Origin of the sequence: Pedobacter sp. BG31 (genome assembly GCF_042464845.1) — a bacterium.
GTDB lineage: Bacteria > Bacteroidota > Bacteroidia > Sphingobacteriales > Sphingobacteriaceae > Pedobacter > Pedobacter suwonensis.
Genome location: NZ_JBHNZK010000007.1, coordinates 100,496 through 121,889, shown reverse-complemented (window position 1 = coordinate 121,889; position 21,394 = coordinate 100,496). Strand labels below are relative to the sequence as shown.

The 21,394-nt window shown below is 38.9% G+C and carries 17 protein-coding genes; 13 read left to right on the top strand and 4 right to left on the bottom strand.

All coding sequences use genetic code 11. The features are described 5' to 3' along the window. Positions 1 to 387 precede the first annotated feature (387 nt). The 4 genes from uvrB to ACFE6N_RS10995 all read left to right on the top strand — a co-directional run bounded on the left by uvrB (position 388) and on the right by ACFE6N_RS10995 (position 4,429). Positions 388 to 2,430, top strand: coding sequence for an excinuclease ABC subunit UvrB (uvrB, locus tag ACFE6N_RS11010; protein WP_090981410.1), 2,043 nt, complete (start codon positions 388 to 390; stop codon positions 2,428 to 2,430). A gap of 76 nt (positions 2,431 to 2,506) precedes the next feature. Then, the gene (locus tag ACFE6N_RS11005) at positions 2,507 to 3,799 is read left to right on the top strand and encodes a DUF3472 domain-containing protein (protein ID WP_378936380.1); all 1,293 of its coding nucleotides are present in this window, start codon (positions 2,507 to 2,509) and stop codon (positions 3,797 to 3,799) included. Positions 3,800 to 3,855: 56 nt separating this feature from the next. Beyond that, complete coding sequence (locus ACFE6N_RS11000) at positions 3,856 to 4,053, top strand: YwbE family protein (protein WP_086548157.1); 198 nt, start codon at positions 3,856 to 3,858, stop codon at positions 4,051 to 4,053. Between the two features lie 127 nt (positions 4,054 to 4,180). Continuing rightward, positions 4,181 to 4,429: a DUF4834 family protein gene (locus ACFE6N_RS10995; protein WP_090980868.1), complete on the top strand. Its 249-nt coding sequence runs from the start codon at positions 4,181 to 4,183 to the stop codon at positions 4,427 to 4,429. 604 nt (positions 4,430 to 5,033) lie between these two features. On the opposite strand, the gene ACFE6N_RS10990 is transcribed toward ACFE6N_RS10995, so the two are convergent. The 4 genes from ACFE6N_RS10990 to ACFE6N_RS10975 all read right to left on the bottom strand — a co-directional run bounded on the left by ACFE6N_RS10990 (position 5,034) and on the right by ACFE6N_RS10975 (position 8,647). After that, a complete protein-coding gene (locus tag ACFE6N_RS10990; RefSeq protein WP_378936377.1) occupies positions 5,034 to 5,954 on the bottom strand; it encodes a TIGR01777 family oxidoreductase in 921 nt (306 codons plus the stop codon). A gap of 5 nt (positions 5,955 to 5,959) precedes the next feature. Beyond that, positions 5,960 to 6,775, bottom strand: coding sequence for a DUF393 domain-containing protein (locus ACFE6N_RS10985; protein WP_378936375.1), 816 nt, complete (start codon positions 6,773 to 6,775; stop codon positions 5,960 to 5,962). 219 nt (positions 6,776 to 6,994) lie between these two features. Continuing rightward, on the bottom strand, positions 6,995 to 7,534 hold the full coding sequence (locus ACFE6N_RS10980) for a GbsR/MarR family transcriptional regulator (protein WP_244950703.1): 540 nt from the start codon (positions 7,532 to 7,534) through the stop codon (positions 6,995 to 6,997). Between the two features lie 18 nt (positions 7,535 to 7,552). After that, on the bottom strand, positions 7,553 to 8,647 hold the full coding sequence (locus ACFE6N_RS10975; RefSeq protein ID WP_378936373.1) for an alginate lyase family protein: 1,095 nt from the start codon (positions 8,645 to 8,647) through the stop codon (positions 7,553 to 7,555). 130 nt (positions 8,648 to 8,777) lie between these two features. Here ACFE6N_RS10975 and ACFE6N_RS10970 point away from each other — a divergent pair, with 130 nt between their 5' ends. The 9 genes from ACFE6N_RS10970 (at position 8,778) to ACFE6N_RS10930 (ending at position 21,046) form a co-directional block, all read left to right on the top strand. Then, a complete protein-coding gene (locus ACFE6N_RS10970) occupies positions 8,778 to 11,273 on the top strand; it encodes a YfhO family protein (protein WP_378936371.1) in 2,496 nt (831 codons plus the stop codon). A 758-nt stretch (positions 11,274 to 12,031) separates the two neighbouring features. Further along, entirely contained in the window at positions 12,032 to 12,886 is an 855-nt protein-coding gene (locus ACFE6N_RS10965; protein WP_378936369.1) for a UDP-2,3-diacylglucosamine diphosphatase, read from the top strand. Positions 12,887 to 12,906: 20 nt separating this feature from the next. Beyond that, on the top strand, positions 12,907 to 13,896 hold the full coding sequence (locus tag ACFE6N_RS10960; RefSeq protein WP_378936367.1) for a glycosyltransferase family protein: 990 nt from the start codon (positions 12,907 to 12,909) through the stop codon (positions 13,894 to 13,896). Between the two features lie 490 nt (positions 13,897 to 14,386). Further along, positions 14,387 to 15,367: a DUF6427 family protein gene (locus ACFE6N_RS10955; RefSeq protein ID WP_378936365.1), complete on the top strand. Its 981-nt coding sequence runs from the start codon at positions 14,387 to 14,389 to the stop codon at positions 15,365 to 15,367. 155 nt (positions 15,368 to 15,522) lie between these two features. Then, positions 15,523 to 16,257 (top strand): type III pantothenate kinase, encoded by a 735-nt coding sequence (locus ACFE6N_RS10950; protein WP_378936363.1) that lies wholly within the window; start codon positions 15,523 to 15,525, stop codon positions 16,255 to 16,257. Position 16,258: 1 nt separating this feature from the next. After that, on the top strand, positions 16,259 to 17,551 hold the full coding sequence (locus tag ACFE6N_RS10945; RefSeq protein ID WP_244950704.1) for an OmpP1/FadL family transporter: 1,293 nt from the start codon (positions 16,259 to 16,261) through the stop codon (positions 17,549 to 17,551). After that, a complete protein-coding gene (locus tag ACFE6N_RS10940) occupies positions 17,551 to 18,123 on the top strand; it encodes a hypothetical protein (protein WP_090980845.1) in 573 nt (190 codons plus the stop codon). Before ACFE6N_RS10945 ends, ACFE6N_RS10940 begins: the two co-directional genes overlap by 1 nt. 257 nt (positions 18,124 to 18,380) lie before the next feature. Further along, positions 18,381 to 20,465 carry a SurA N-terminal domain-containing protein gene (locus ACFE6N_RS10935; RefSeq protein ID WP_378936360.1) on the top strand — a complete coding sequence of 695 codons (2,085 nt, stop codon included), beginning with the start codon at positions 18,381 to 18,383 and terminating at the stop codon, positions 20,463 to 20,465. Between the two features lie 65 nt (positions 20,466 to 20,530). Then, positions 20,531 to 21,046, top strand: a complete 516-nt coding sequence (locus ACFE6N_RS10930) for a DUF2480 family protein (protein WP_090980841.1) — start codon at positions 20,531 to 20,533, stop codon at positions 21,044 to 21,046. Positions 21,047 to 21,394: the final 348 nt, after the last annotated feature.

Genomic DNA, 21,394 nt, shown 5'->3' with positions numbered 1-21,394 from the left:
TGAACTCAGGTTAATAGTTTTATCCTCATTTCTAGCGGAGTGTAACGCAGTTTGGAAATTTATAATAGATCTCCCCATTCCGCTGCGTTTCAGTCGAGACAACAATTATAAAACTCCCCGTTGAATTTTGTTCAACGGGGAGTTTTTATTTTCAACATAGTAAATCGAAAATTAAACTTTTGATTTACTAGGTTTGTGTTTGTTTAAAAGCTATAAATGCCATATTGAATTTTGAGGTTCCCTTAAATATCAATTTTCAACTTTCCTGACTTTCGTCTGTTACCCTTTAATGTTAAGTCTTATAATTCCCGCGATTTATCTTTAATAAACGGAGGAAAGAACACAATAATGATTTTAACATCAATTTTTATTAAGTTTGATATACTCATGAAATTTAAAATCACTTCAGAATATAAACCTACCGGAGATCAGCCAAATGCAATAAAACAGCTGGTAGACGGTGTAAATGCTAATGAACACTACCAAACCCTATTGGGTGTAACCGGATCAGGAAAAACGTTCACGATAGCCAATGTAATTGAACAGACCCAAAAGCCTACTTTAATTTTAAGTCATAATAAAACCCTGGCTGCACAACTATACGGGGAGTTCAAGAATTTCTTTCCGGAAAATTCGGTGAATTACTTTGTTTCTTATTATGATTATTACCAGCCGGAAGCCTTTATCGCTTCAAGTAATACCTATATCGAAAAAGACCTGAGCATTAATGAGGAGATTGAGAAACTGCGCTTACGTACCACCTCATCATTAATGAGTGGCCGCCGCGATATTATCGTAGTATCATCCATATCCTGTATTTATGGTATGGGGAATCCCGAAGATTTTTCCCGGATGGTTTTTCGCTTTGGTGTAGGGCTTCGGATTTCGCGAAATGCATTTTTGCATAGTTTGGTAGAAATTTTATATTCCAGGACAACTACAGACTTTAAACGTGGAACATTTAGGGTTAAAGGCGATACTGTTGATGTTTATCCGGCATATCTGGATCATGCTTACCGCATTTCTTTTTTCGGCGATGATATCGAAGAACTTTCAGCAATTGATCCCGTTTCAGGTAAAACCCTCGAAAAACTGGAAGATATGGCCATTTATCCGGCCAACCTTTTCGTTACGCCAAAAGACCGGTTCAATCAATCCATTTGGGGCATACAGGAAGAATTGGAGATCCGAAAAAACCAATTGATTGCCGATCGGCATTTACTGGAAGCAAAGAGATTGGAGGAACGGACCAATTTCGATATCGAAATGATGAAAGAACTGGGTTATTGCTCTGGTATTGAAAATTATTCCCGGTTCTTTGATGGAAGACAGCCAGGGATGCGCCCTTTCTGTTTGCTGGATTATTTTCCTGATGATTATTTAATGGTCATTGATGAAAGCCACGTAACTGTTCCGCAGATCAGGGCCATGTACGGCGGAGACCGGTCAAGGAAATTATCTTTGGTTGAATATGGGTTCCGTTTGCCGGCCGCATTGGATAACCGGCCTTTAAATTTCAACGAATTCGAAGCCCTTGCGCCACAAACCATTTATGTAAGTGCTACCCCTGCCGAATACGAGCTGGAAAAATCAGAAGGGGTGGTAGTAGAGCAGGTCATCAGACCTACCGGATTACTAGATCCTGTTATAGAGGTCAGGCCTGCCATTAACCAGGTTGATGATCTTTTGGATGAAATAGACCTTACGATAAAAGATGGTGGACGTGTGCTGGTTACTACGCTAACCAAACGTATGGCTGAAGAGTTAACGAAATATCTTGATCGCTTAAATATCAAAACCAGGTATATCCATTCCGAAATTAAAACTTTGGAAAGGGTAGAGATTCTGCGTGGTTTACGCCTGGGTGAATTTGATGTTTTGGTGGGTATTAACCTGTTAAGGGAAGGTTTAGATTTACCAGAAGTTACCCTGGTAGCAATTTTAGATGCGGATAAGGAAGGGTTTTTAAGATCAGAAAAATCGCTTATTCAAACCATTGGCCGTGCTGCCCGTAATGATCGTGGACGGGTAATAATGTATGCAGATGGCATTACGGAAAGTATGGAAAAAACCATTTCAGAAACGAACAGGCGCAGGGACATACAGATTGCCTATAATCTTGAAAATGGCATTGTACCCAAAACGGTCGGCAAATCGAGAGAAGCAATTTTAGAACAGACCTCTGTACTCGATTTCTCGCAAAAAGCAAGCGATAATAAAGCAAAAGCCTATGTGGAAAATGCTGAAATCAGTATTGCGGCAGATCCAATTGTACAGTATATGGGTAAGGCCGAACTCCAGAGGGCAATTGATAACACCCGTAAGGATATGCAGAAGGCAGCAAAAGATATGGACTTTTTACAAGCTGCGAAGCTACGCGATGAAATGTTTGCGCTTGAAAAGATGTTTAACGAAAAATTCAGCAAGTAACGATTTGGTTTTAAAGATTGATTTTTAGATAATTTGAGTTAGAATTGCTTTCAATAAAATATCTGAAAATCATCAAATGAGATTTCTAAAGTGGGTAGTGCTAATCTTAATGGGCGTTCCGGGGCTTAAAAGTCACGCCCAAAATGCTGCGGCAATTTATCTTCCTCTTGGGGGCAATGCTTACAGTTCTCTACATGAAGATGCTGAAAAAAGCTTGTCTGACCGTGGAATTGTCAACTGGTCTAACCCAGGTGAATATTTTACAGCCTATCTAAGGGTTTCAAAGCCAGGTACGCTGTTCATTTCTCTTAAAGATAAACCTGCGGTTGAAGGGCAATCTACTTTAGAATTCTCTATTAACAATCAATCCAAAAAAGTAAGTTTTGATGAAGCCAAAACTTTTGACGGTAAAATTGGCGATTGGATAATCAAAGATACCGGTTATGTTGCCATCACCGTAAAAGGGATAAATAAAAGTGGCGCTCAATTTCCTTGCATCCAAACGTTAAACATTAGCGGAACGGCAGTAGAAGGAAAAACTGCTTACGTAAAAAACAACGAAGGCAATTTCTTTTACTGGGGCCGGCGCGGACCGTCGGTTCATTTAAATTATCAACAGCCTGAAAATATAAATGTAGCATGGTACTATAACGAAGTAACCGTGCCAAAAGGAGAAGATAAGTTAGGTTCCTATTTTATGGCTTGTGGTTTTGGTGAAGGTTATTTTGGTATGCAGGTGAACAGCCCGACGGAAAGACATATCTTATTTTCGGTATGGAGTCCTTTCCATACAGATGATCCTAAAAGCATTCCCGAAGCGCATAAGATCAAAATGCTAAAGAAAGGCGAAGGTGTATACACAGGAGAATTTGGGAACGAAGGTGCCGGGGGCCAGAGCTACCTGAATTATATATGGAAAGCAGGAAAAACCTATAAGTTTTTGCTGCATGGGGCGCCCGGAAAAGATAGCTTAACCACATACACTGCTTATTTCTTTATTCCCGAAACCAATAAATGGCAGTTGATAGCCAGCTTTTCCAGGCCGAAGACTAATACTTATTTAAAACACTTCCATTCCTTTTTAGAAAACTTCTCACCAGTACAAGGAGATTTATCACGAAAAGTTTTGTTTGATAACCAATGGATCTGCGATGATAAAGGAACATGGACCGAATTAAAGGTTGCACGCTTCACTACCGATAATACCGGAGCAAAAGGCTATCGGATGGACTTTCAGGGAGGGATCAATAATGGTGCTTTCTATTTAAAAAATGGAGGCTTTTTTAATAATTATACCATGCCGGGAAAAATCTTTAGCAGAAGCACTAGAGGTAAAAAACCTGAAATTGATTTCAGCAAACTACCCTGACATTCAAAATAATTATGGAATTTTGAAATCTTTATTATCATTTTATTACAGCACAAATGGACGGGCAGAACAGAAAAGACATTTATCCGGGCTTGGAAGTCGGAATCATACTGAAAAAAGATCAGCGATCAGGAAACATCACCTATGGCGTGGTGAAAGATCTGCTTACTTCATCCGCATTTCATTCCCGGGGGATAAAAGTAAGACTGGAGGATGGTCAGGTTGGCCGCGTAGCAGAAATTATAGAAGATTAAGGGCAACATTGAAACTTTTATAGCTTTGTTTGCGTATTATATTTGTAATCAAATTGCAATTAAAGGCCTAAAAAGTAACAAAATAAAAGTTAGGTCGTCTATATTTGTAACAACAGTAATTTAAAGCATGGCATTAGTAAAATTCATTTTTATTACAATATTGGTACTTTGGCTGATCAGAATGTTGATCAGGCTAATTTTACCTATGCTGTTTAATAACCTGGCCAGCAAAATGCAAAGTCAGGCTACAGGACAGCAGCAACAGCGGCGACAGAAACCTGAAGGTTCTATTTCTATCGACTATATGCCGCCAAAACCCGATCAAAGTAAAACAGATAAACTTGGCGATTTCGTAGACTACGAAGAAGTAAAATAAACTAAACCCCGAACCTGTTTCGGGGTTTTTTGTTAATGTCGTTCCGTTGTTAGTTCTCCCTGCGTCATCGTCACCCTGATCCGATAGCCATCGGATTTATTTCAGGGTCTTATTGAAAAATGTAAAAAGCAGGCTATTATAATTGAATTTTACTTCTAATTTGTCTCGTTGAGCTTAGCGTGTACTGAGCTTGGCGAAGTATCTAAATGCATTTAAATATTTTAAAGAGGTCCTTAGACTACCCTATCAATGACAGATATTTTATGGGATTGATAATAAGCAAGAGATACTCGTTCAAATTGCAAATTGCTCATCAGCCCTCCAAATGTATTGAAAAATGCTAAATCTATCATTTATAGATTTTAAAAAAATGAGTCGTCATTGCGAGGAGGAACGACGAAGCAATCTTTCAGGTTAATGGTCCTTGCTATAAAGATTGCTTCGTCGGCTGAAAAAGCCTTCTCGCAATGACGATCTTTTGGAAGGGATCATTTCTATTGATGCTACTGGCAACCATATTGATTCATACAGAATAAATTATCCCTTAGGATGGTATTTGTAATTATTGTATAGCCTCTATGTTAGGTTTTCGGAGTGCTAAAATTTAATTTTTTAAAATATCTTCAACAGCTCCCTGGATGTTCGGATATTTAAATTCAAATCCATTACTTAGCAATATTGTTGGTTTAACCCACCTGCTTTTTAAAATCAGTTCCGTTTCCGTACCGATAATTTTTGCCCCAATGGCCAGCAGCCAGGCCGGGGCAGGTAAACCGAAACTGCGACCAAAAGCTTTTCTGATGCTGCGCATGAAAACATGATTTTTAATCACATCTGGGGCCGTGCAATTTACAACTCCTTCGATTTTGGGACGATTTAGTAACCATTCGATACTGCATACAGCGTCCTCTTCGTGGACCCAGCTCATATATTGTTCGCCATTGCCCTGTTTGCCGCCCATCCCTAATTTCACCAAGTTAAGTAAGCGTGGAAATGCTCCATCTTTCAGACCTAAAACAATACCCATTCTAAGTGCTATTTTTCGGGTGTTGGGCGTGTTGGTTTTAAAAAAACAGTTTTCCCAGGCTTTGCATACCTCAACAGAGAAGCCGTTGCCAATTTCGCCTGTAAATTCATCCTGTGGTCGGTCTTCTGCATGGCGGTAAATGGTTGCAGAAGTAATGTTGATCCAAAGTTTTGGTGGATTTTTCATTTCTTCAATGGCTTTACCAAGTAAATGAGTGGGAATCAACCGGGAATCAAAAATTTCTTTTTTGTTTTTCTCCGTGTACCTGCAGTTTACATTTTTACCACAAAGGTTAACCAAGAGGTCTGCCCCTTGCAAACTGTGTACCCAATCTCCTATTGTTTTGCCATTCCAAACCAGTGTTTTAATGTTGCCTTGTTCAGCTTGTGGCTTTCTCGCCAGAATGATCACTTCATCGGCCATGCCGCTAAAATATTTCGCCAATACGCCACCCAGATAACCATTTCCGCCAGCCAGTATAATTTTTCCGTATTTCATGATCTTTATAAAATTAAGATTAAACCCAAAGCAATTAAACGATACAATGCCCAGGTAATGCTCATTATCCAGCCCAGCTTTAATAATTTACTTCTACGGATATGCTCTAGAAACATTAACCCAGCAACCATTAAAAAGTAAAATAGGAAAAACGATGGCTGAAAGTCGAAATATTCTGCAAGTATTATAATGGGTAAAAGCAGAAGAGAACCCGCGAAAGAAATGGTCATCATGTTCCCTAAGTAATCCCAAAGTTTTTCCTTTCTATAAAAGCTGATAATAATACCCTGAAAAAATAGCTGTCCACCGCAGATTAAATATTCGCGGTATTTACTGCCTAATGGGACAAAATCTGTCAAAAGATATGCATAGTCTGTCAAAATGTAGGCGGTAATGGCACAGGTTAAAAATAAATATGCAATACGATAGCGCCGGTTAAAACTGGGTTGTAAGGTATTTTCTTTAACTGCTACCGGAATAATCACTTTGCGGTTGTAAGAAATAAATGCATAGAGCTTACGCATTAGATGAACAAATGGACCAAATGCAAATAAAGGCCTAAAGAAGGGCATAGCATAGGCAATAATTTTGAATAAACTTTGGATGCCGTAAGTAACTTCGCCGGTTTCTGTATTCACCAGGGCAATTTCATTAGCCGCCCTTTGCTGGTCTACCAGTGGGCAAATATCTGGTGGCATTTCCTGGTAAGCCTCCCTGCCATCTTGCGCTAACATCCCTGTTTTGACAAAAGCTTTAGTATAGGCATAACACATTGGGCACTCATTGTCAAATAATATCACGTGGTTTTTAAGTGTTTTCATTTATTTAAATTTTGGTATTTTCAGTAAAAAATGAAAGTTTGAATTAAAAAATAAAGCCAAACAATTGGTCAGGCTTTTTGGGTGAGGTGTAAGGTTTAGGGTTTAGGGTGGATGGTTTAAGGCGTATGGTTAAGGTTTCAAGTAAACTTGTCTTGCTGCTCTCATCTTGATACTTGCTAATTTAATCTTGATACCAAACTCCTAAATCCCCTCCCCAATCTATTTAAATACCTTTAATATCGAACCCCAAAACCAACTTTCTTCGGCTTTAAGCATTGTTTCTAAAGTTTTGTCAACGTTTACCGCAAGTTTGTTAATATCGTTTACTGATTTTTTAAACGTTTTATACTCCGGATCTTTTTCGTCGCCCACTACAGTTGATAGTTCATTTAAAACTTTTAAAACAGGTTCCAGTTCTCTTTTTTTGCGTTCCTTGGCTACCTGGCGTGCAATGTTCCAAACATCCTTATCCGCAAAAAAATATTCCTTACGTTCGCCCGCTTTATGTTGTTTTTCAATCAAGCCCCATCCAATTAAATCGCGGAGGGTCATGTTTGCATTTCCCCTTGAAATGCTGAGTGCATCCATAATTTCTTCCGTCGTAAGTGCTTCAGGAGAAATTAACAATAAGGCATGTACCTGGGCCATGGTGCGGTTAATTCCCCATTCGGAGCCCAGTTTTCCCCAGGCTTCTATAAATTTTAATTTCGCTGCTGCCAATTCCATAAACAAATATAAATATTGTTTTTTAACTTTCAAAAATTATTGAAAGTTTATTTATTTTGTAAGTTTGCTTTCGCGCTTAAGTTCGTCCGGTATGGTTTGCCAGTCGTTACGATTGTTAATGAGCCTTTTTAAGAGATCAGCCTGGTTCACATCAAAATACACAGCTAGTTTTAGTACCGGTAATGCTAAATCCGGTTTGAACATTGTACCAGGCGCAAATCCGGGCTCATTGTTTTTGGCCCGGTCTCGATCAAATTTAACAGTCGTGTGTACATATTCTTCATGTTGTTTTTCACCATTGATATATGGAATCAGCCACTCTACAGATTTTTTGATGGAAGATCCTTTTGGCGACTGATAAGTGTAGAAGTCTGGCCCCTTTGCCCTGTCGATCATAATGGCTAATTTTAGCATCGGTTCCAGGTCATAAATGTGGTAATGCATGGCATCACGTTCTTTAAAATCCAAACTTGTTCCATCGGAAAATAAATTGATGTTAATGTGGCTTTTTAAATTTTCGATTGTCCATTTAATAAACTCCTGATTATTTAAAACATAACCAATTTCACCAACTTCCTTTAACCGGTGCGCGTTCCAGTTGTTAATGGCGGTGGCTCTTCCAGTTTTCATTCGTTTGCTGTTAATCTCAGCACTTGCTGTTTCCGTCAGCCATTGATCAATCTGTTGTTTATCTTTACCGGCTAGGTCTCTTCTGATCAGATCATAAGCCTCAATGGCTTTATCCAGATTGGTATCGTCAATAGGATCGCCATCTGGTTTATTGATTTTCGCCCATGCACCAAGAAATTCTGCACATTTGTTTAAATATTTCCGGTCATCAGTAATCCGGTATTGCAAGGCCAGCGCAAACATTTTGTTCATATCTGCCAGGGCTGATCTGGTTTTCTCTTTTTTTGGATTGCCCTTTAATAATCCTTCCGTTCGGATGGTATCAATTGGGTTCGGTGTTTCATTGAGATAGTTTAATGCCGCTTTTTCAAAGCCCTGGTATAATTTTTTAGTTTGCCCGGCATTTTTGATCTGCGCTTTTAGCTTTTTGATTTCGTCGTTATTTAAACTTACTAGCTGAGCAAACGAAGAAAAAGTTAAGGCGGCGAGCGCAATCGTAACAACAAACTTTCTCATAATAAATAGGTTGAATTTTTATTCTTGATCACAAATCTAATTTTTTATTCAGCATGCATTTCATTTATTGCTTTTTTATACCGCCCAATTTTTTATTTTTGACGTTCGTTTAAAACTTAAACAAACCTTAATGAATAACTGGTTTAATAAAAATGGCATTCACTTGGCCATTATTGCATTTTTTGTAGTCATTACTTTTGCCTACTTCAGTCCTGTTTTACAAGGCAAGGCGCCACAGCAAGGCGATGTTTTGCAGGCTAAAGCCATGCAGAAAGAAATTATGGATATTAAGGCAAAAGATGGTAAAGGACCACTTTGGACCAACCAGATGTTTGGTGGTATGCCCGCTTATCAGATCTGGGTACAGTATCCGCTTAACATTACTACCTATGGTATCGATGTAATTAAAGGGATATTTCCTGACCCGGTTGGAACGGTTTTATTGTACCTTTTAGGCGCGTATTTATTGTTCTGTGTATTGAAGATAAATCCATGGCTTGCAGCTGCAGGCGCAATCGCTTTTGCTTTTACCTCTTATAATTTTATCATTATAGCTGCAGGGCATAGTAATAAAGCTTTGGCTATTGGTTTCTTTGCCCCTATTTTAGCGGCCATCATTCTCACCATAAGGGGAAGATACCTTGTTGGTGCAAGTTTATTGGCATTGTTTATGGCTTTAGAGATTCGTTCGAACCACATCCAAATGACCTATTATTTATTTATAGCCTTATTTATTTTAGGTTGTATCGAGCTCTATCATGCCATCAAAGCAAAGCAGCTTCAAACTTTTGGTAAATCAATCGCTTATATTGTAGCAGGTATTTTCCTGTCGGTGTTAGTAAATGCAGGTACTTTATGGACCACCTACGAGTATGGTAAAGAAACTATCCGTGGTAAATCTAACTTAACAACCGATAAAGCCGAACCAGCAAATGGTTTGGATAAAGCATATGCCTACCAATGGAGCCAGGGTGTTGGCGAGAGTTTCTCATTCCTGATTCCGAATATTTATGGCGGTGCCAGCAGTATTGATGAAATGATCAAACCTGAAAGTAATACCTATAAAGCGGTAGAGAAAAGTCTTCAGGGTGTAGATCCCCGTCAGGCCATAGGCTATGTTGCACAAAATTTGGGCACTAACCAGTATTGGGGCAATAAGCCAGGTACATCTGGTCCATATTATTTTGGAGCAATTATCTGTTTCTTGTTCGTTTTTGGCTTGTTTATTGTAAAACACCGCTGGAAATGGTGGATACTGGGAACCAGTGTTTTGCTATTGTTCCTGTCATTCGGACAAAACCTTCCATTTATCTCTGATCTCTTTTTTGATTACCTGCCAGGTTACAACAAATTCAGGGCAGTTGAATCTATTTTGGCTGTTGTTGGCTTACTGGTTCCTTTATTGGCAATACTGGCAATTAAGGAAGCACAGGACGGTAAATACGATCAAAAATATTTAGTACAGCGTTTAACATGGTCTGCAGGTATAACCGGTGGTTTCGCCTTAATTATTGCCGTAATCCCGACTGCATTTTTCAGCTTCACACAGACTAACCAACCACAGGTTTTGGAAGCTTTAACACAAACCTTACAAAATAACCGTGCTGCGGCTATGGAGATTTTAAATGGCGTTGTTGCTGATCGTGTATCTTTGGCACGTACCGATGCTTTACGTTCTTTATTGTTTATCGCCGTTGGTTTTGGTATTACCTGGGCTTTCATCACCAAAAAGATGAATATGCAATTGGCCTTTGGTTTATTGGCTTTATTTGTGCTGATCGATTTATGGCAGGTAGACCGTAGATATTTAAATAACCAGAACTTTGTAAGCAAATCTGAACTGGAGAATCACTATCAGCCCAGAGATGTAGATAATTTTATCTCCGCCGATAAAGATCCAAACTTCAGGGTTTTCGACATGTCTTTGGGTGATCCTTTCAAAAGCGCAGAAACCTCATATTTCCATAAAACAGTTGGTGGTTTTCACTCGGCAAGGTTAAAACGTTTCCAGGAACTGGTAGATAACCAAATGACCAAAAGCATTAATCAGGATGTGCTGGATATGTTAAATACCAAGTACATTATTACACAAGATCAGCAAAACGGATCGTATAAAATGCAGCGTAACCCAACAGCTGCGGGTAATGCCTGGTTTGTACAAAGTGTACAGTTTGCTAAAAACGCCGACGAAGAAATGAAGGCAATCAGCAGTTTCGATGCAAAAAAAGAGGCTATTGTTGATGAAAGATATAAAAACCTGATTGATACCAAGCGTTTAGGCACTGGTCAGGAAGGGTTTATCAAATTGACCAGTTACAATCCTGATCATTTAACTTACGAATACTCAACGGCTAAAGATGCCATTGCAGTGTTTTCAGAGATCTATTACGATAAGGGCTGGAAAATGTATGTGGATGGAGTAGAAAAGCCATACTTCAGGGCCGATTACGTTTTACGTGCAGCACAATTAGAGGCCGGTAACCATAAGCTTGAGTTTATTTTCCATCCAACATCATATTACACGGGAGAGAAAATCTCTTTGGCTGGATCAATCTTGTTATTGGCCGGATTAGGTTTTGGCTTTTATTCAGAAGAAAAGAAGAAAAAGAAAGCGGTTAAAGCTTAAATTCTTTTTAAATAATTTATAACCCCGTGGGATTTGATCCTACGGGGTTTTTTCTTTCGCAACTTTTTTCAATGATATCCAGCCACGAAAACGCAAAAGTACGGAGTATCTCCTCGTTTTGTCATCCTGCCTGATAATTTATAGCATGAAAATCAATGGATGAGGTTTTATCTCTGGCTCAATTCTCGCATCAGCTCGCCGCCTGCAACGGTCAGGGGAGATTGAGCAAGAAAAGCATTCCATCTTCAGGGTTGCAGATGCACCAAACCTTTGTTTCTAAACCCGATAGAGCGGAATAGCCCGGAGCGCAGCGAGGACTATAAGCGATAACGGGACTTTAATTGCCAAGAACAATGAACCGCTCATTTTCGAAATCCAACCTGCAATTACCTTTAGTTTGACCTACAAACCACTTATTTATAACAATCCGAATTCCAATATTTTCCAGGTAAATGACAAACCGAAAGCGGTTGACCAATTAAGCACCCTTACTCATTTTAACAATCTTTATCAAATGGCATAATAATTTAACAGTGTCGTAACATTTGTTTGATATCCAGCGTCTTATCTTTGTAATGAAAATCAGGTAATATGTTAGAGTCATTCTTTGCCGTATGCTTATTAATTGTTGTAATTTATTTCTTTAGCCCGTTTGAGGTAAAACTCGATGAGGAAGAAGAGTGGTAACACGTTTAACTTAACTCTAAACTGCTTAAACCGGGCGGTATTAATATCCTTTCCCCTGAACTTTCCTTTTTATGGATAAAAGAAATCTCGATGTAGTCGTAATCTCTGATGTACACCTGGGTACTTATGGCTGCCATGCTAAAGAACTTTTAAAGTATCTTAAAAGTATTAAACCCAAAACATTAATCTTAAATGGAGATATTATCGATATCTGGCAGTTTAGCAAAAGTTACTGGCCCGAATCGCATATGAAGGTCATCCGTAAGCTGATGAAATTCGTTTCAGAAGGGGTGCAGGTTCACTATCTTACCGGAAACCATGATGAGATGCTTCGCAAATTCGACGGCATGGAAATGGGTACTTTTCATTTACAGAATAAGTTGATTTTAGAACTGGACGGGAAGAAGGCCTGGTTTTTCCATGGTGATGTTTTTGATGTGACTATGCAGCATTCCAAGTGGCTGGCTAAATTGGGAGCTGTTGGTTACGATACGCTGATCCTGATCAACAGTTTTGTAAATTGGGTATTAACGGCCTTTGGAAAGGAAAAAATGAGCTTTTCAAAGAAAATCAAAGCCAAGTTTAAAGATGCCGTTAAGTTCATCAACAGTTTTGAACAAACGGCAGCAGAACTGGCTATTGAAAAGGGTTATGAGTATGTGGTGTGTGGCCATATTCACCAGGCCGAGCAACGCGAAATATCAACTGCTGCCGGAAAAGTAACGTATCTGAACAGCGGTGATTGGGTAGAAAGTTTAACGGCTTTAGAATACCAGGATAAAAAATGGACGGTATTTAAGTATGAACACCAGCATTTTACGAAAGATCAACTGGAGGAAGGAATGCTCTCAGATGCAGAAGATTTGAAGAGTAAACTGGACATCAATATTCTTTTGCAGAATATAAAATATGAAATTGCCCAATAATTTTAGATATTCGGGCATAAATGAAGATACTTTACGCAATACAGGGAACAGGTAACGGTCATATCAGCAGGGCACGGGAGATTATTCCTTTGCTTCAAAAATATGGCGAACTGGATATTTTGGTAAGTGGTACGCAGGCCGATGTAAAACTAAGTCAGCCTGTAAAGTACCAATTACATGGTTTCAGTTTCATCTTTGGTAAAAAAGGCGGGGTAGATCATTATAAAACCTGGTTGAATATGAATCTTTTCCGTTTTAGGAAAGATATGAAACGGCTACCGCTTAAAGAATACAATCTAATCGTTAACGATTTCGAACCCGTAAGTGCATGGGCCTGTAAATTGCAGGGTATTGAATGTGTATCATTAAGTCATCAGGCAGCATTTAAATCGAAAAAAGTACCCCGCCCCAGAACTCTAGATTGGGGTAAGCTTATTTTGAGCCGCTATGCGCCTACCAAATACCACATTGGCTTCCACTTCGACCGTTACGATAGCTTTATCCATACGCCGGTAATCAGGGCAGAGATCCGAAACCTGAAAAATGAAAATTTAGGGCACTATACGGTCTATCTCCCGGCCATTGACGATAAACGCCTGGTTAAGCTTTTTACACAACTCCCTGAGGTTACCTGGCAGGTTTTCTCCAAACACAGCAAAATTGCTTATCGCGAAGGGAATGTTTTTGTGGAGCCGGTTAATAACGAAAAATTTAACAAAAGCCTGGCTACCTGCGAAGGTTTATTTACGGGCGGAGGTTTTGAGGGCCCTGCAGAAGCGCTTTATTTAAAGAAAAAACTACTGGTTGCACCCATGCGTTTCCAGTTTGAACAGCAATGTAATGCCTATGCCTTGAAACAGTTTGGCTTGCCTGTTATCTGGGGAAGTACCCGTAACTGGCTGCCAATTGTTAAAAACTGGGTAGAAAATCCTCAGCAACATGAGTTCGATTTTCCGGATGAAACCGCCCGGATTATTGATGATATGGTGAAGAAATACGCGAGAGTTTAGGTTATAGTCCTTAGTCTGGAGTCCTGAGTCTGTAGTCCAAAGTAGATAGTCAGCAGGTCAAATTAAAATGTCATTATAGGGAAGCTTTTTCAGCTGACGAAGCAATCTCTTATTGCAATGTGGAATTCCAATGGACAATTATGTACAGCTCTATGTTTTGGCTTTTCTGCTTAAGTTCAGTTGCAATGTATGAAGTAATCTAAACCTAAGGGACAGGAGCGGGCATCCCGATTTTTCATCGGGATAAAGCGTATGGCAGGGCTACCTTAACCGAAAAGAACAGAAACCTGCTTTCTAAAAAAAAATAACACATTCGCTCTTTAGTATATACTTTCTTCTTACCCCACTGTCTCCTACTCCGCTCAGACTAACCATTCTATAATTCCTGGCTTTTGAGCTTTGTTCTTTCCGCTCTAATCTTCTTTCCGCTTTAATCTTTCTTCCCCTACTCTAAAATTATTTTCTTTACTTTGCCTACTCTTTTAAAGGCATGATTAATCAGTTTAGAAAACTAAATCCAGTTAACCTCGTATTCTTGCTGGCGTACACGTTCTTTTTGCGTATTGCCATTTTTCAAGAAACGCATGATCAACTGAACTTTGATTTTTTGGAGCCTTTTGCGCGTTTACTGATCAATATTGACTTAGATCATGCTTTTACTCCTTATACCAATATTTTTATTGCGGCACTTCTAGTGTATGTACAGGCATTAGTTTTCAACCGGGTGGTGAATAACCATAATTTGTTAGCCAAACCTAATTTTCTGCCAGGGCTGATGTTTATTACGGGAACAAGCCTGTTTATGCCTTTTATGATCCTGAGTCCGGCATTATTATGTAACTTTCTGTTGATCTGGATTATTGATAAATTTTTAAAACTGGGCAAAAGTGCAAATTCCATCACTACCATTTTCGATATCGGGATGATTATTGGAGTTGGAACCTTAATCTATTTTCCGTTTATGGCCATGTTGCTGATGATCTTTTTAGCGTTGTTGCTTTTTAGATCTTTTAACTGGCGCGAATGGGTGGCTGGCTTAATCGGCTTTATTACGGTTTTCTTCTTTCTGGCAGTGTTTTATTACTGGAATGATAATTTAAGCTCGTTTTATCAGATCTGGAGGCCCTTGGGGAATAAGTTTCCCTCAGTTTTTAAAATCAACTATAACGATTATCTGGTACTGATTCCGGTAACGGTAATTATGATACTGGCATCGCTACAGCTACGCGAAAATTTTTTCAGAAGTTTCATCAGTACAAGGAAAAGTTTTCAGCTGTTGTTTTTCATGTTTCTTATTTCTGCAGCCAGTTTTTACCTTAAACCTAATTTCAGGACGTGGCATTTTCTGCTTTGCGTGCCACCCGGATCGGTACTGCTGGCCTACTATTTCAGCAATGCCAAAAAGCGTTGGTTTTACGAGACATTATTCGTTTTATTTGTGCTTTCCATACAGTATTTTCTTTTTGTTTAACCTTTTTTAACAAATAACTAGAATGAAACTTAACAAAGATTGATAGCTTTGTGAACGATTTTATAATTGAAGCTTTTTAGTTTTAATTAAGATGGATAAAAAAATGGTGACATTGGAATTTCTAAGAACATATTATTTGCAACGGGAGATTTTAAATGCGTAGTTTAAGCATCGATATTGGAAATTCTGCTGTTAAAGTTGGTGTTTTTGCAAATAAAGAAATTGTTCACCATCAGCGTTTTAATAAGATCGGGATACTCGATCTGGCTCAATTGATTGAGAAGTTTTCGCCAACAAAATCTATCATTAGCAGTGTTAACCAGGAAATCGGGCCGTTAGAGGTATTTTTGAAAAAGCATACAGCTTACATCCGTTTTTCAGCCCTGTTAACAAACGGTGTGCAGAACAGATATAAAACACCGGTTACACTGGGTTTAGATAGGTGGGCTGCTATTCTGGGTGCCAACGGTTTACATCCGTCAAATGCCAGTTTAGTGGTTGATGCGGGTACCTGCATCACCTATGATGTTTTAAGCAGCTCCAGAGAATATTTCGGAGGCAGTATAAGTCCGGGTATAAGAATGCGCTTTAAGGCAGTGCACGAGTTTACGGGGCGCTTGCCATTGGTAGACTGGAACGAACATGATGAGGTACCGGAAGGAACCGACACTTTATCGGCCATTAAAAATGGTGTTTTACAAGGGATAATAAATGAAATTGAAGGCTTTATTGCCATAAATAATAAAAAAGAAAGTGCTCTGAAGGTAATTATAACGGGGGGAGATGCTAATTTTTTGTATAAACAATTACAAAACAGCATCTTTGCGCCTCAAATTATAAAAGATCCTTACTTAGTATTAAAAGGATTAAATGAAGCTATTGCAGATTAAAATGTACAAAAGAATAAATTATATTGCAACCATACTCGTTCTTGTTTGTGGTTTAAATGCTCAGGCACAGGTTACCACTTCATCACCATATTCAAGATATGGACTCGGAAATATAAAAGGATCTTTATTGCCTCAGTTTAGGGCAATGGGTGGAATTTCTACCGCTGTAAGCAAAGTTACCGGCTTCAATAATATAAATATGCAGAATCCCGCATCATATGCTGGTATTTCGCTAACCACTATTGATATTGGTATGAGCGCAAGTGTAACCAACCTTACGCGCAACAATTTAAGCGAATCAAGTTTTAACTCTACTTTCAGTCACCTGGCCTTTGCCGCTCCTGTTACCAGAAGATCGGCATTGAGTTTTGGTATTTTACCTTATTCCGATCTTGGTTATAACTACAGGAATACCGTAAAAGTTGATACTACAACCTTAAATCAGCTTTATGAAGGAGAAGGCGGTTTATCAAAAGCTTATTTAGGCTATGGTTACCGTTTTGGCGACCATTTAAGAATTGGCGGTAACCTGGAATACATTTTCGGCAACCTTCAGAACACCCGTGCTACGGAGTTTAATAGCGCAGGTTCTTACAATGCGAAACTTCAGACCAAAAATAGTGTTGCCGGCTTAAGCTATTCTTATGGTATTCAGTACGATTTTACATTAGGTAAAAAAACAATCGTTACCCTAGGTTACTCGGGAAGCACTTCCGGAAAGGTTAACTCTACCCTTACTTCATATGCTACTTTGTATACAAGAGATCAGGACGGGAATGAGAGTACTGCTGCAGATACTTTAAATACGGTAAATAACGGAAAATCAAATCTTACTTTACCCTTAACCCATAATTTTGGGATCGCCATCCAACAGAATGATAAATGGTTAATTGGCGCCGATTTTAGAATGGGTAAATGGTCTAAAACCAGTATCAATGATGTAAACCAGGGTTTGCAGGATAGCTGGGGAGCTTCTTTAGGTGGGCAATGGACACCAGATGCATTTTCTTACAATAGTTACCTGAAGCGTATAGATTATCGTATCGGTTTTAATTACGATAAGACTTATATTAAAATCGGTAATCAGGATATTAAGCAAATGGGTGCATCTTTAGGTTTTGGGTTCCCGTTACCTACTGCAAATGGTGGTACTGCATTTTATAAAATCAATTTTACAACAGAACTCGGACAAAGAGGAACATTAAACAATAATCTGGTTAAAGAGCAGTATATTAATTTCCACCTGGGTTTTACCCTGAACGATACCTGGTTTCGTAAGTACCGCGTAGATTAATGAAATTAAAAGCATTTTTATATGGTCTGTTTCTGGTATTGCCTTTTTTTCTGGCTTCCTGTGGAGACGACGATCTAAAAAAAGCAGATGCTGTTTCGATAAATAAGACCATCCTCTCCCGCGACCGAACTTTAGGTGTAGATATTATTTACAGCGATTCTGCCAGGATCAAGGCAAAAGGTGTTGCCCCTATCCTTGATAAGGTTACGCCTGCTAATGGCAGCACTTATCAGGAGATGATTAAAGGAGTCAATATCGACTTTTATAACCCGAACGGTACCATTGATGGAAACCTGGTGTGCGATTATGCCATTAGAAGGGATAATGAGCTCAAAACGGAATTCAGGAAAAATGTAGTAGTGAAAAGCAGTAAGGGTGATACCTTCTCCTCTCAGGAATTAATCTGGGATGAATCGAAGAAAATTTTCTACTCCAACCAGCGGGTATACGTAAAGGGAATTGATGGAAGCGTGGGTGAAGGAATAAATTTCAAGGCACCACAGGATTTTAGTACCTACGAAATGGATAGCGGAAATGGCGAATTGAATATGAAAGAAGGCGTAGCACCCTAAGCAATGTAAAATGTGAGATGTAAGATATGAGATGTGAGATGGGTGAGGTAATCGGAAACCTTCGAAATATTTATAGATTCAAAGCCAAATTTCTTTTCTTCCATCCTCCATTTTTCCATCTCCCATCCTCCATTCTTACCTCTTCCATCCCCCTAATAATTAGGTGCTTGATAAATAAAATTTTGTATTTTCTTTTTTAAGGCAAATTTGTATCTTGCGCCCTCTTAAAAAAGAACTAAATAAATTATAAATACAATATGGGATTAATGACATTTTTGCGCAACCGTGCAGGCTATATTCTGGTCTTTGCAATCGGTTTTGCAATTGTTGCATTTTTAGTAGGTGATGCAATTAACGTGGGTAAACCTTTTTGGTCAGCAAATCAAAAAGTGGTAGGAACTATTGATGGTAACGACATCAATATCGATGAGTTCGGGCCAAAGGTTGATCAGGGGGTAAACCAGATGAAACAGCAATACGGTGGTAGTGCCAATGCTCAGATGACGGCTATGGCTGTTGATCAGGCCTGGAATGCAGAGTTAGCAAAAGTTTTGTTAACTAAAGAGTATGATCGCTTAGGTTTAACCATCTCAGAAGACGAGTTGTTGGATCTGTTACAAGGTCAAAACCCTAGCCCGTTGATCAAACAATATTTTTCCAATCCACAAACCGGACAGTTGGACCGTGCTACCTTGATGAACTTTTTGAAATCAAAAGATCCTCAGGCTTTGCAACAATCTAATATGTTACAGGAAGAAATTAAAAACCAGGCATTACAAACCAAATATTCCAACTTAATCCGTAACTCGGTTTATGTAACTTCATTAGAAGCTACAGATGAATATAACAACCGTAACAAACTGGCTAATTTCAAATATGTAAGTTTAGATTATGCTTCAGTTCCTGATAAATCGGTTAAATTAACGGATGCTGATTATTCAGAATACTATGATCAGAATAAAGCGCGTTTTAACAATCCACAGGAAACACGTGCTTTTGAGTATGTTACTTTCAGTATCAGTCCTAATAAAGCCGATTCAATGGCCATCAAAGCTCAGGTAGATAAAATTGCTGCTGATTTCCAGGTGGCTAAAAATGATTCACTTTTTGCAGCGATCAATTCTGACGTAAAGGTTCCTTTTACCTATATTACAAAAGGTAAATTGGATCCTGCAGTTGATTCAGCAGTATTTGCTTTACCTGCGGGCAGTTTCTACGGTCCGAAATTAAGCGGTAACTCCTACAAAATTGTAAAAGTGGTGGCTACCCGTATATCTCCTGATTCGGTAAAAGCAAGCCATATCTTAATCGACCCGGCTAAAGTTGGCGGCGAAGATAAAGCACTTAAATTAGCTGATTCATTAAAAGGATTGGTTTTGAAAGGTGGCAATTTTGCTGAACTGGCTAAAAACTACAGTGTAGATGGTTCAAAGGATAAAGGTGGCGAGTTAGGTACGTTTGCGCGTGGTGCAATGGTTCCTGAATTCGAAAATGCTGCTTTTGATGGCAAAACCGGTGATATTAAAGTGGTAAAATCTCAGTTTGGTTACCATGTGATTAAAATTGAAAAGCAAATCGGTTCTTCTAAAGTAGCTAAATTAGCCTATGTAGAAAAAGCACTGGCCGCAAGCAGCAAAACCCAGGCTGCCGCTTATAAAGCCGCGAGCAGTTTCTTAACTGATGTAAAAGGTAACGATTTCAGTAAATTTGCAGCTCAAAAGGGCCTAAAAGTAGGTACAGCAGATAGAGTTACAGCAACACAGGGATTTGCGGCAGGTTTAGATAATCCACGTAAACTGATCCAGGATGCTTACGCTGCAGATAAAGGTGATGTTTTACCAGAAATTTATACCATGAGCAATGCTTATGTAGTAGCACGCTTAACCAACATTAGTCCTAAAGGCATTTTATCATTAGCTGATGTGAAAAAAGAAATCGAGCCGATGGTACTCAATGCAGTTAAAGCAAAACAATTGAAAGAGAAATTAGCTAATGCAGGTAAGGGAAGTATCGATCAGGTAGCGGCTAAAGTTGCCCGTCCGGTTAATCCAGTACAGAACGTAGTATTTGCCAATCCGGTAATTCCAGGTGTTGCTCAGGAAAATGCATTGGTGGGAAGTGTATTTGGTTCACAGCCGGGCAAATTGTCTGCTCCTGTTCAGGGTGAGCGTGGTGTATATGTATTTACCGTTGATGGATTTACAAATCCTGCTCCAATTGCAAATATGTTTAAACAAAAAGAAAGCATGTTGTTAAGTTTAGGTCAGCGTTCATTAGGATCAGCTTTCCAGGCTTTACAGGATAATGCCAAGATAAAAGACAATCGCGTGAAATTCTATTAATTAGAAAATATGTAATTTTGTAACCGTTCCGATGATTAGTCGGAACGGTTTTTTTATTTAAGGCCATGGAAATTCAGGAAAACATTATAAATAAAGTTGCCAATAGTGGTTTAATTACTTTAAACCTTGAAGATTTTTATCATAAGGGCGAAAGAGTTGTGTATGATATTGCAGATAATCTGTTTCACGGCTTAATGCTTAGGGAAAAGGATTTTCGGGCATTTATAAAGGATCACGATTGGGCGCAATATCAGGATAAAAATGTAGCCATTACCTGTTCTGCAGATGCTATTGTGCCAACCTGGGCCTATATGCTGCTGGCCAATAAGCTAAAGCCCTATGCAAACGAAGTGGTATTCGGCGATTTAAATACTTTAGAGGCCGTATTGTTTACCAAGGCGTTGGCTAAAATCAATCCCGGTGATTATGCAAATGAACGTGTGGTGGTAAAGGGATGCGGCGATATCGAGGTGCCGGTTGCAGCGTATGTAGAAGTTACCAATTTGCTTACTCCGGTAGTGAAAAGTATTATGTTTGGCGAGCCTTGCTCTACCGTACCTGTTTATAAAAGGAAAGATTAAATTTTAAGCCTCCTTGCCATAAGCAATCGTCATGCTGATCCGATAGCTATCGGATTTATTTTACAAGTAGAAATCGTATTTTCAATTGTCTTGTAGCTAATACCTAGTCAGCATCTTTTGAAAATACACTCTGATCCTGATTTTCGTGGTTAGTTTTACCTTGAAATTAAATACCGGAATTACGGTTCAAAAGGGATAGTATTAATCGATCTGTGCTCCGTAGTTAAGCATGAATATAAGAAAGATTGAATTTTGGTTGGCTTTTTGTATATCTTCATAGAGGGGAAATTTGACCATACTGTTAAACATGGTTTTTTCCTCATAACACACACAAATGAGTACAAAAGC

Coding starts and splice junctions, on each gene's coding strand:
- ACFE6N_RS10975 (WP_378936373.1), bottom strand. CDS start 8,647: ATGAGAAAGTTTGTTGTTACGATTGCGCTCGCCGCCTTAACTTTTTCT.
- ACFE6N_RS10995 (WP_090980868.1), top strand. CDS start 4,181: ATGGCATTAGTAAAATTCATTTTTATTACAATATTGGTACTTTGGCTG.
- uvrB (WP_090981410.1), top strand. CDS start 388: ATGAAATTTAAAATCACTTCAGAATATAAACCTACCGGAGATCAGCCA.
- ACFE6N_RS10970 (WP_378936371.1), top strand. CDS start 8,778: ATGAATAACTGGTTTAATAAAAATGGCATTCACTTGGCCATTATTGCA.
- ACFE6N_RS10935 (WP_378936360.1), top strand. CDS start 18,381: ATGGGATTAATGACATTTTTGCGCAACCGTGCAGGCTATATTCTGGTC.
- ACFE6N_RS11000 (WP_086548157.1), top strand. CDS start 3,856: ATGGACGGGCAGAACAGAAAAGACATTTATCCGGGCTTGGAAGTCGGA.
- ACFE6N_RS10990 (WP_378936377.1), bottom strand. CDS start 5,954: ATGAAATACGGAAAAATTATACTGGCTGGCGGAAATGGTTATCTGGGT.
- ACFE6N_RS10960 (WP_378936367.1), top strand. CDS start 12,907: ATGAAGATACTTTACGCAATACAGGGAACAGGTAACGGTCATATCAGC.
- ACFE6N_RS10940 (WP_090980845.1), top strand. CDS start 17,551: ATGAAATTAAAAGCATTTTTATATGGTCTGTTTCTGGTATTGCCTTTT.
- ACFE6N_RS10955 (WP_378936365.1), top strand. CDS start 14,387: ATGATTAATCAGTTTAGAAAACTAAATCCAGTTAACCTCGTATTCTTG.
- ACFE6N_RS10930 (WP_090980841.1), top strand. CDS start 20,531: ATGGAAATTCAGGAAAACATTATAAATAAAGTTGCCAATAGTGGTTTA.
- ACFE6N_RS10950 (WP_378936363.1), top strand. CDS start 15,523: ATGCGTAGTTTAAGCATCGATATTGGAAATTCTGCTGTTAAAGTTGGT.
- ACFE6N_RS10945 (WP_244950704.1), top strand. CDS start 16,259: ATGTACAAAAGAATAAATTATATTGCAACCATACTCGTTCTTGTTTGT.
- ACFE6N_RS11005 (WP_378936380.1), top strand. CDS start 2,507: ATGAGATTTCTAAAGTGGGTAGTGCTAATCTTAATGGGCGTTCCGGGG.
- ACFE6N_RS10985 (WP_378936375.1), bottom strand. CDS start 6,775: ATGAAAACACTTAAAAACCACGTGATATTATTTGACAATGAGTGCCCA.
- ACFE6N_RS10965 (WP_378936369.1), top strand. CDS start 12,032: ATGGATAAAAGAAATCTCGATGTAGTCGTAATCTCTGATGTACACCTG.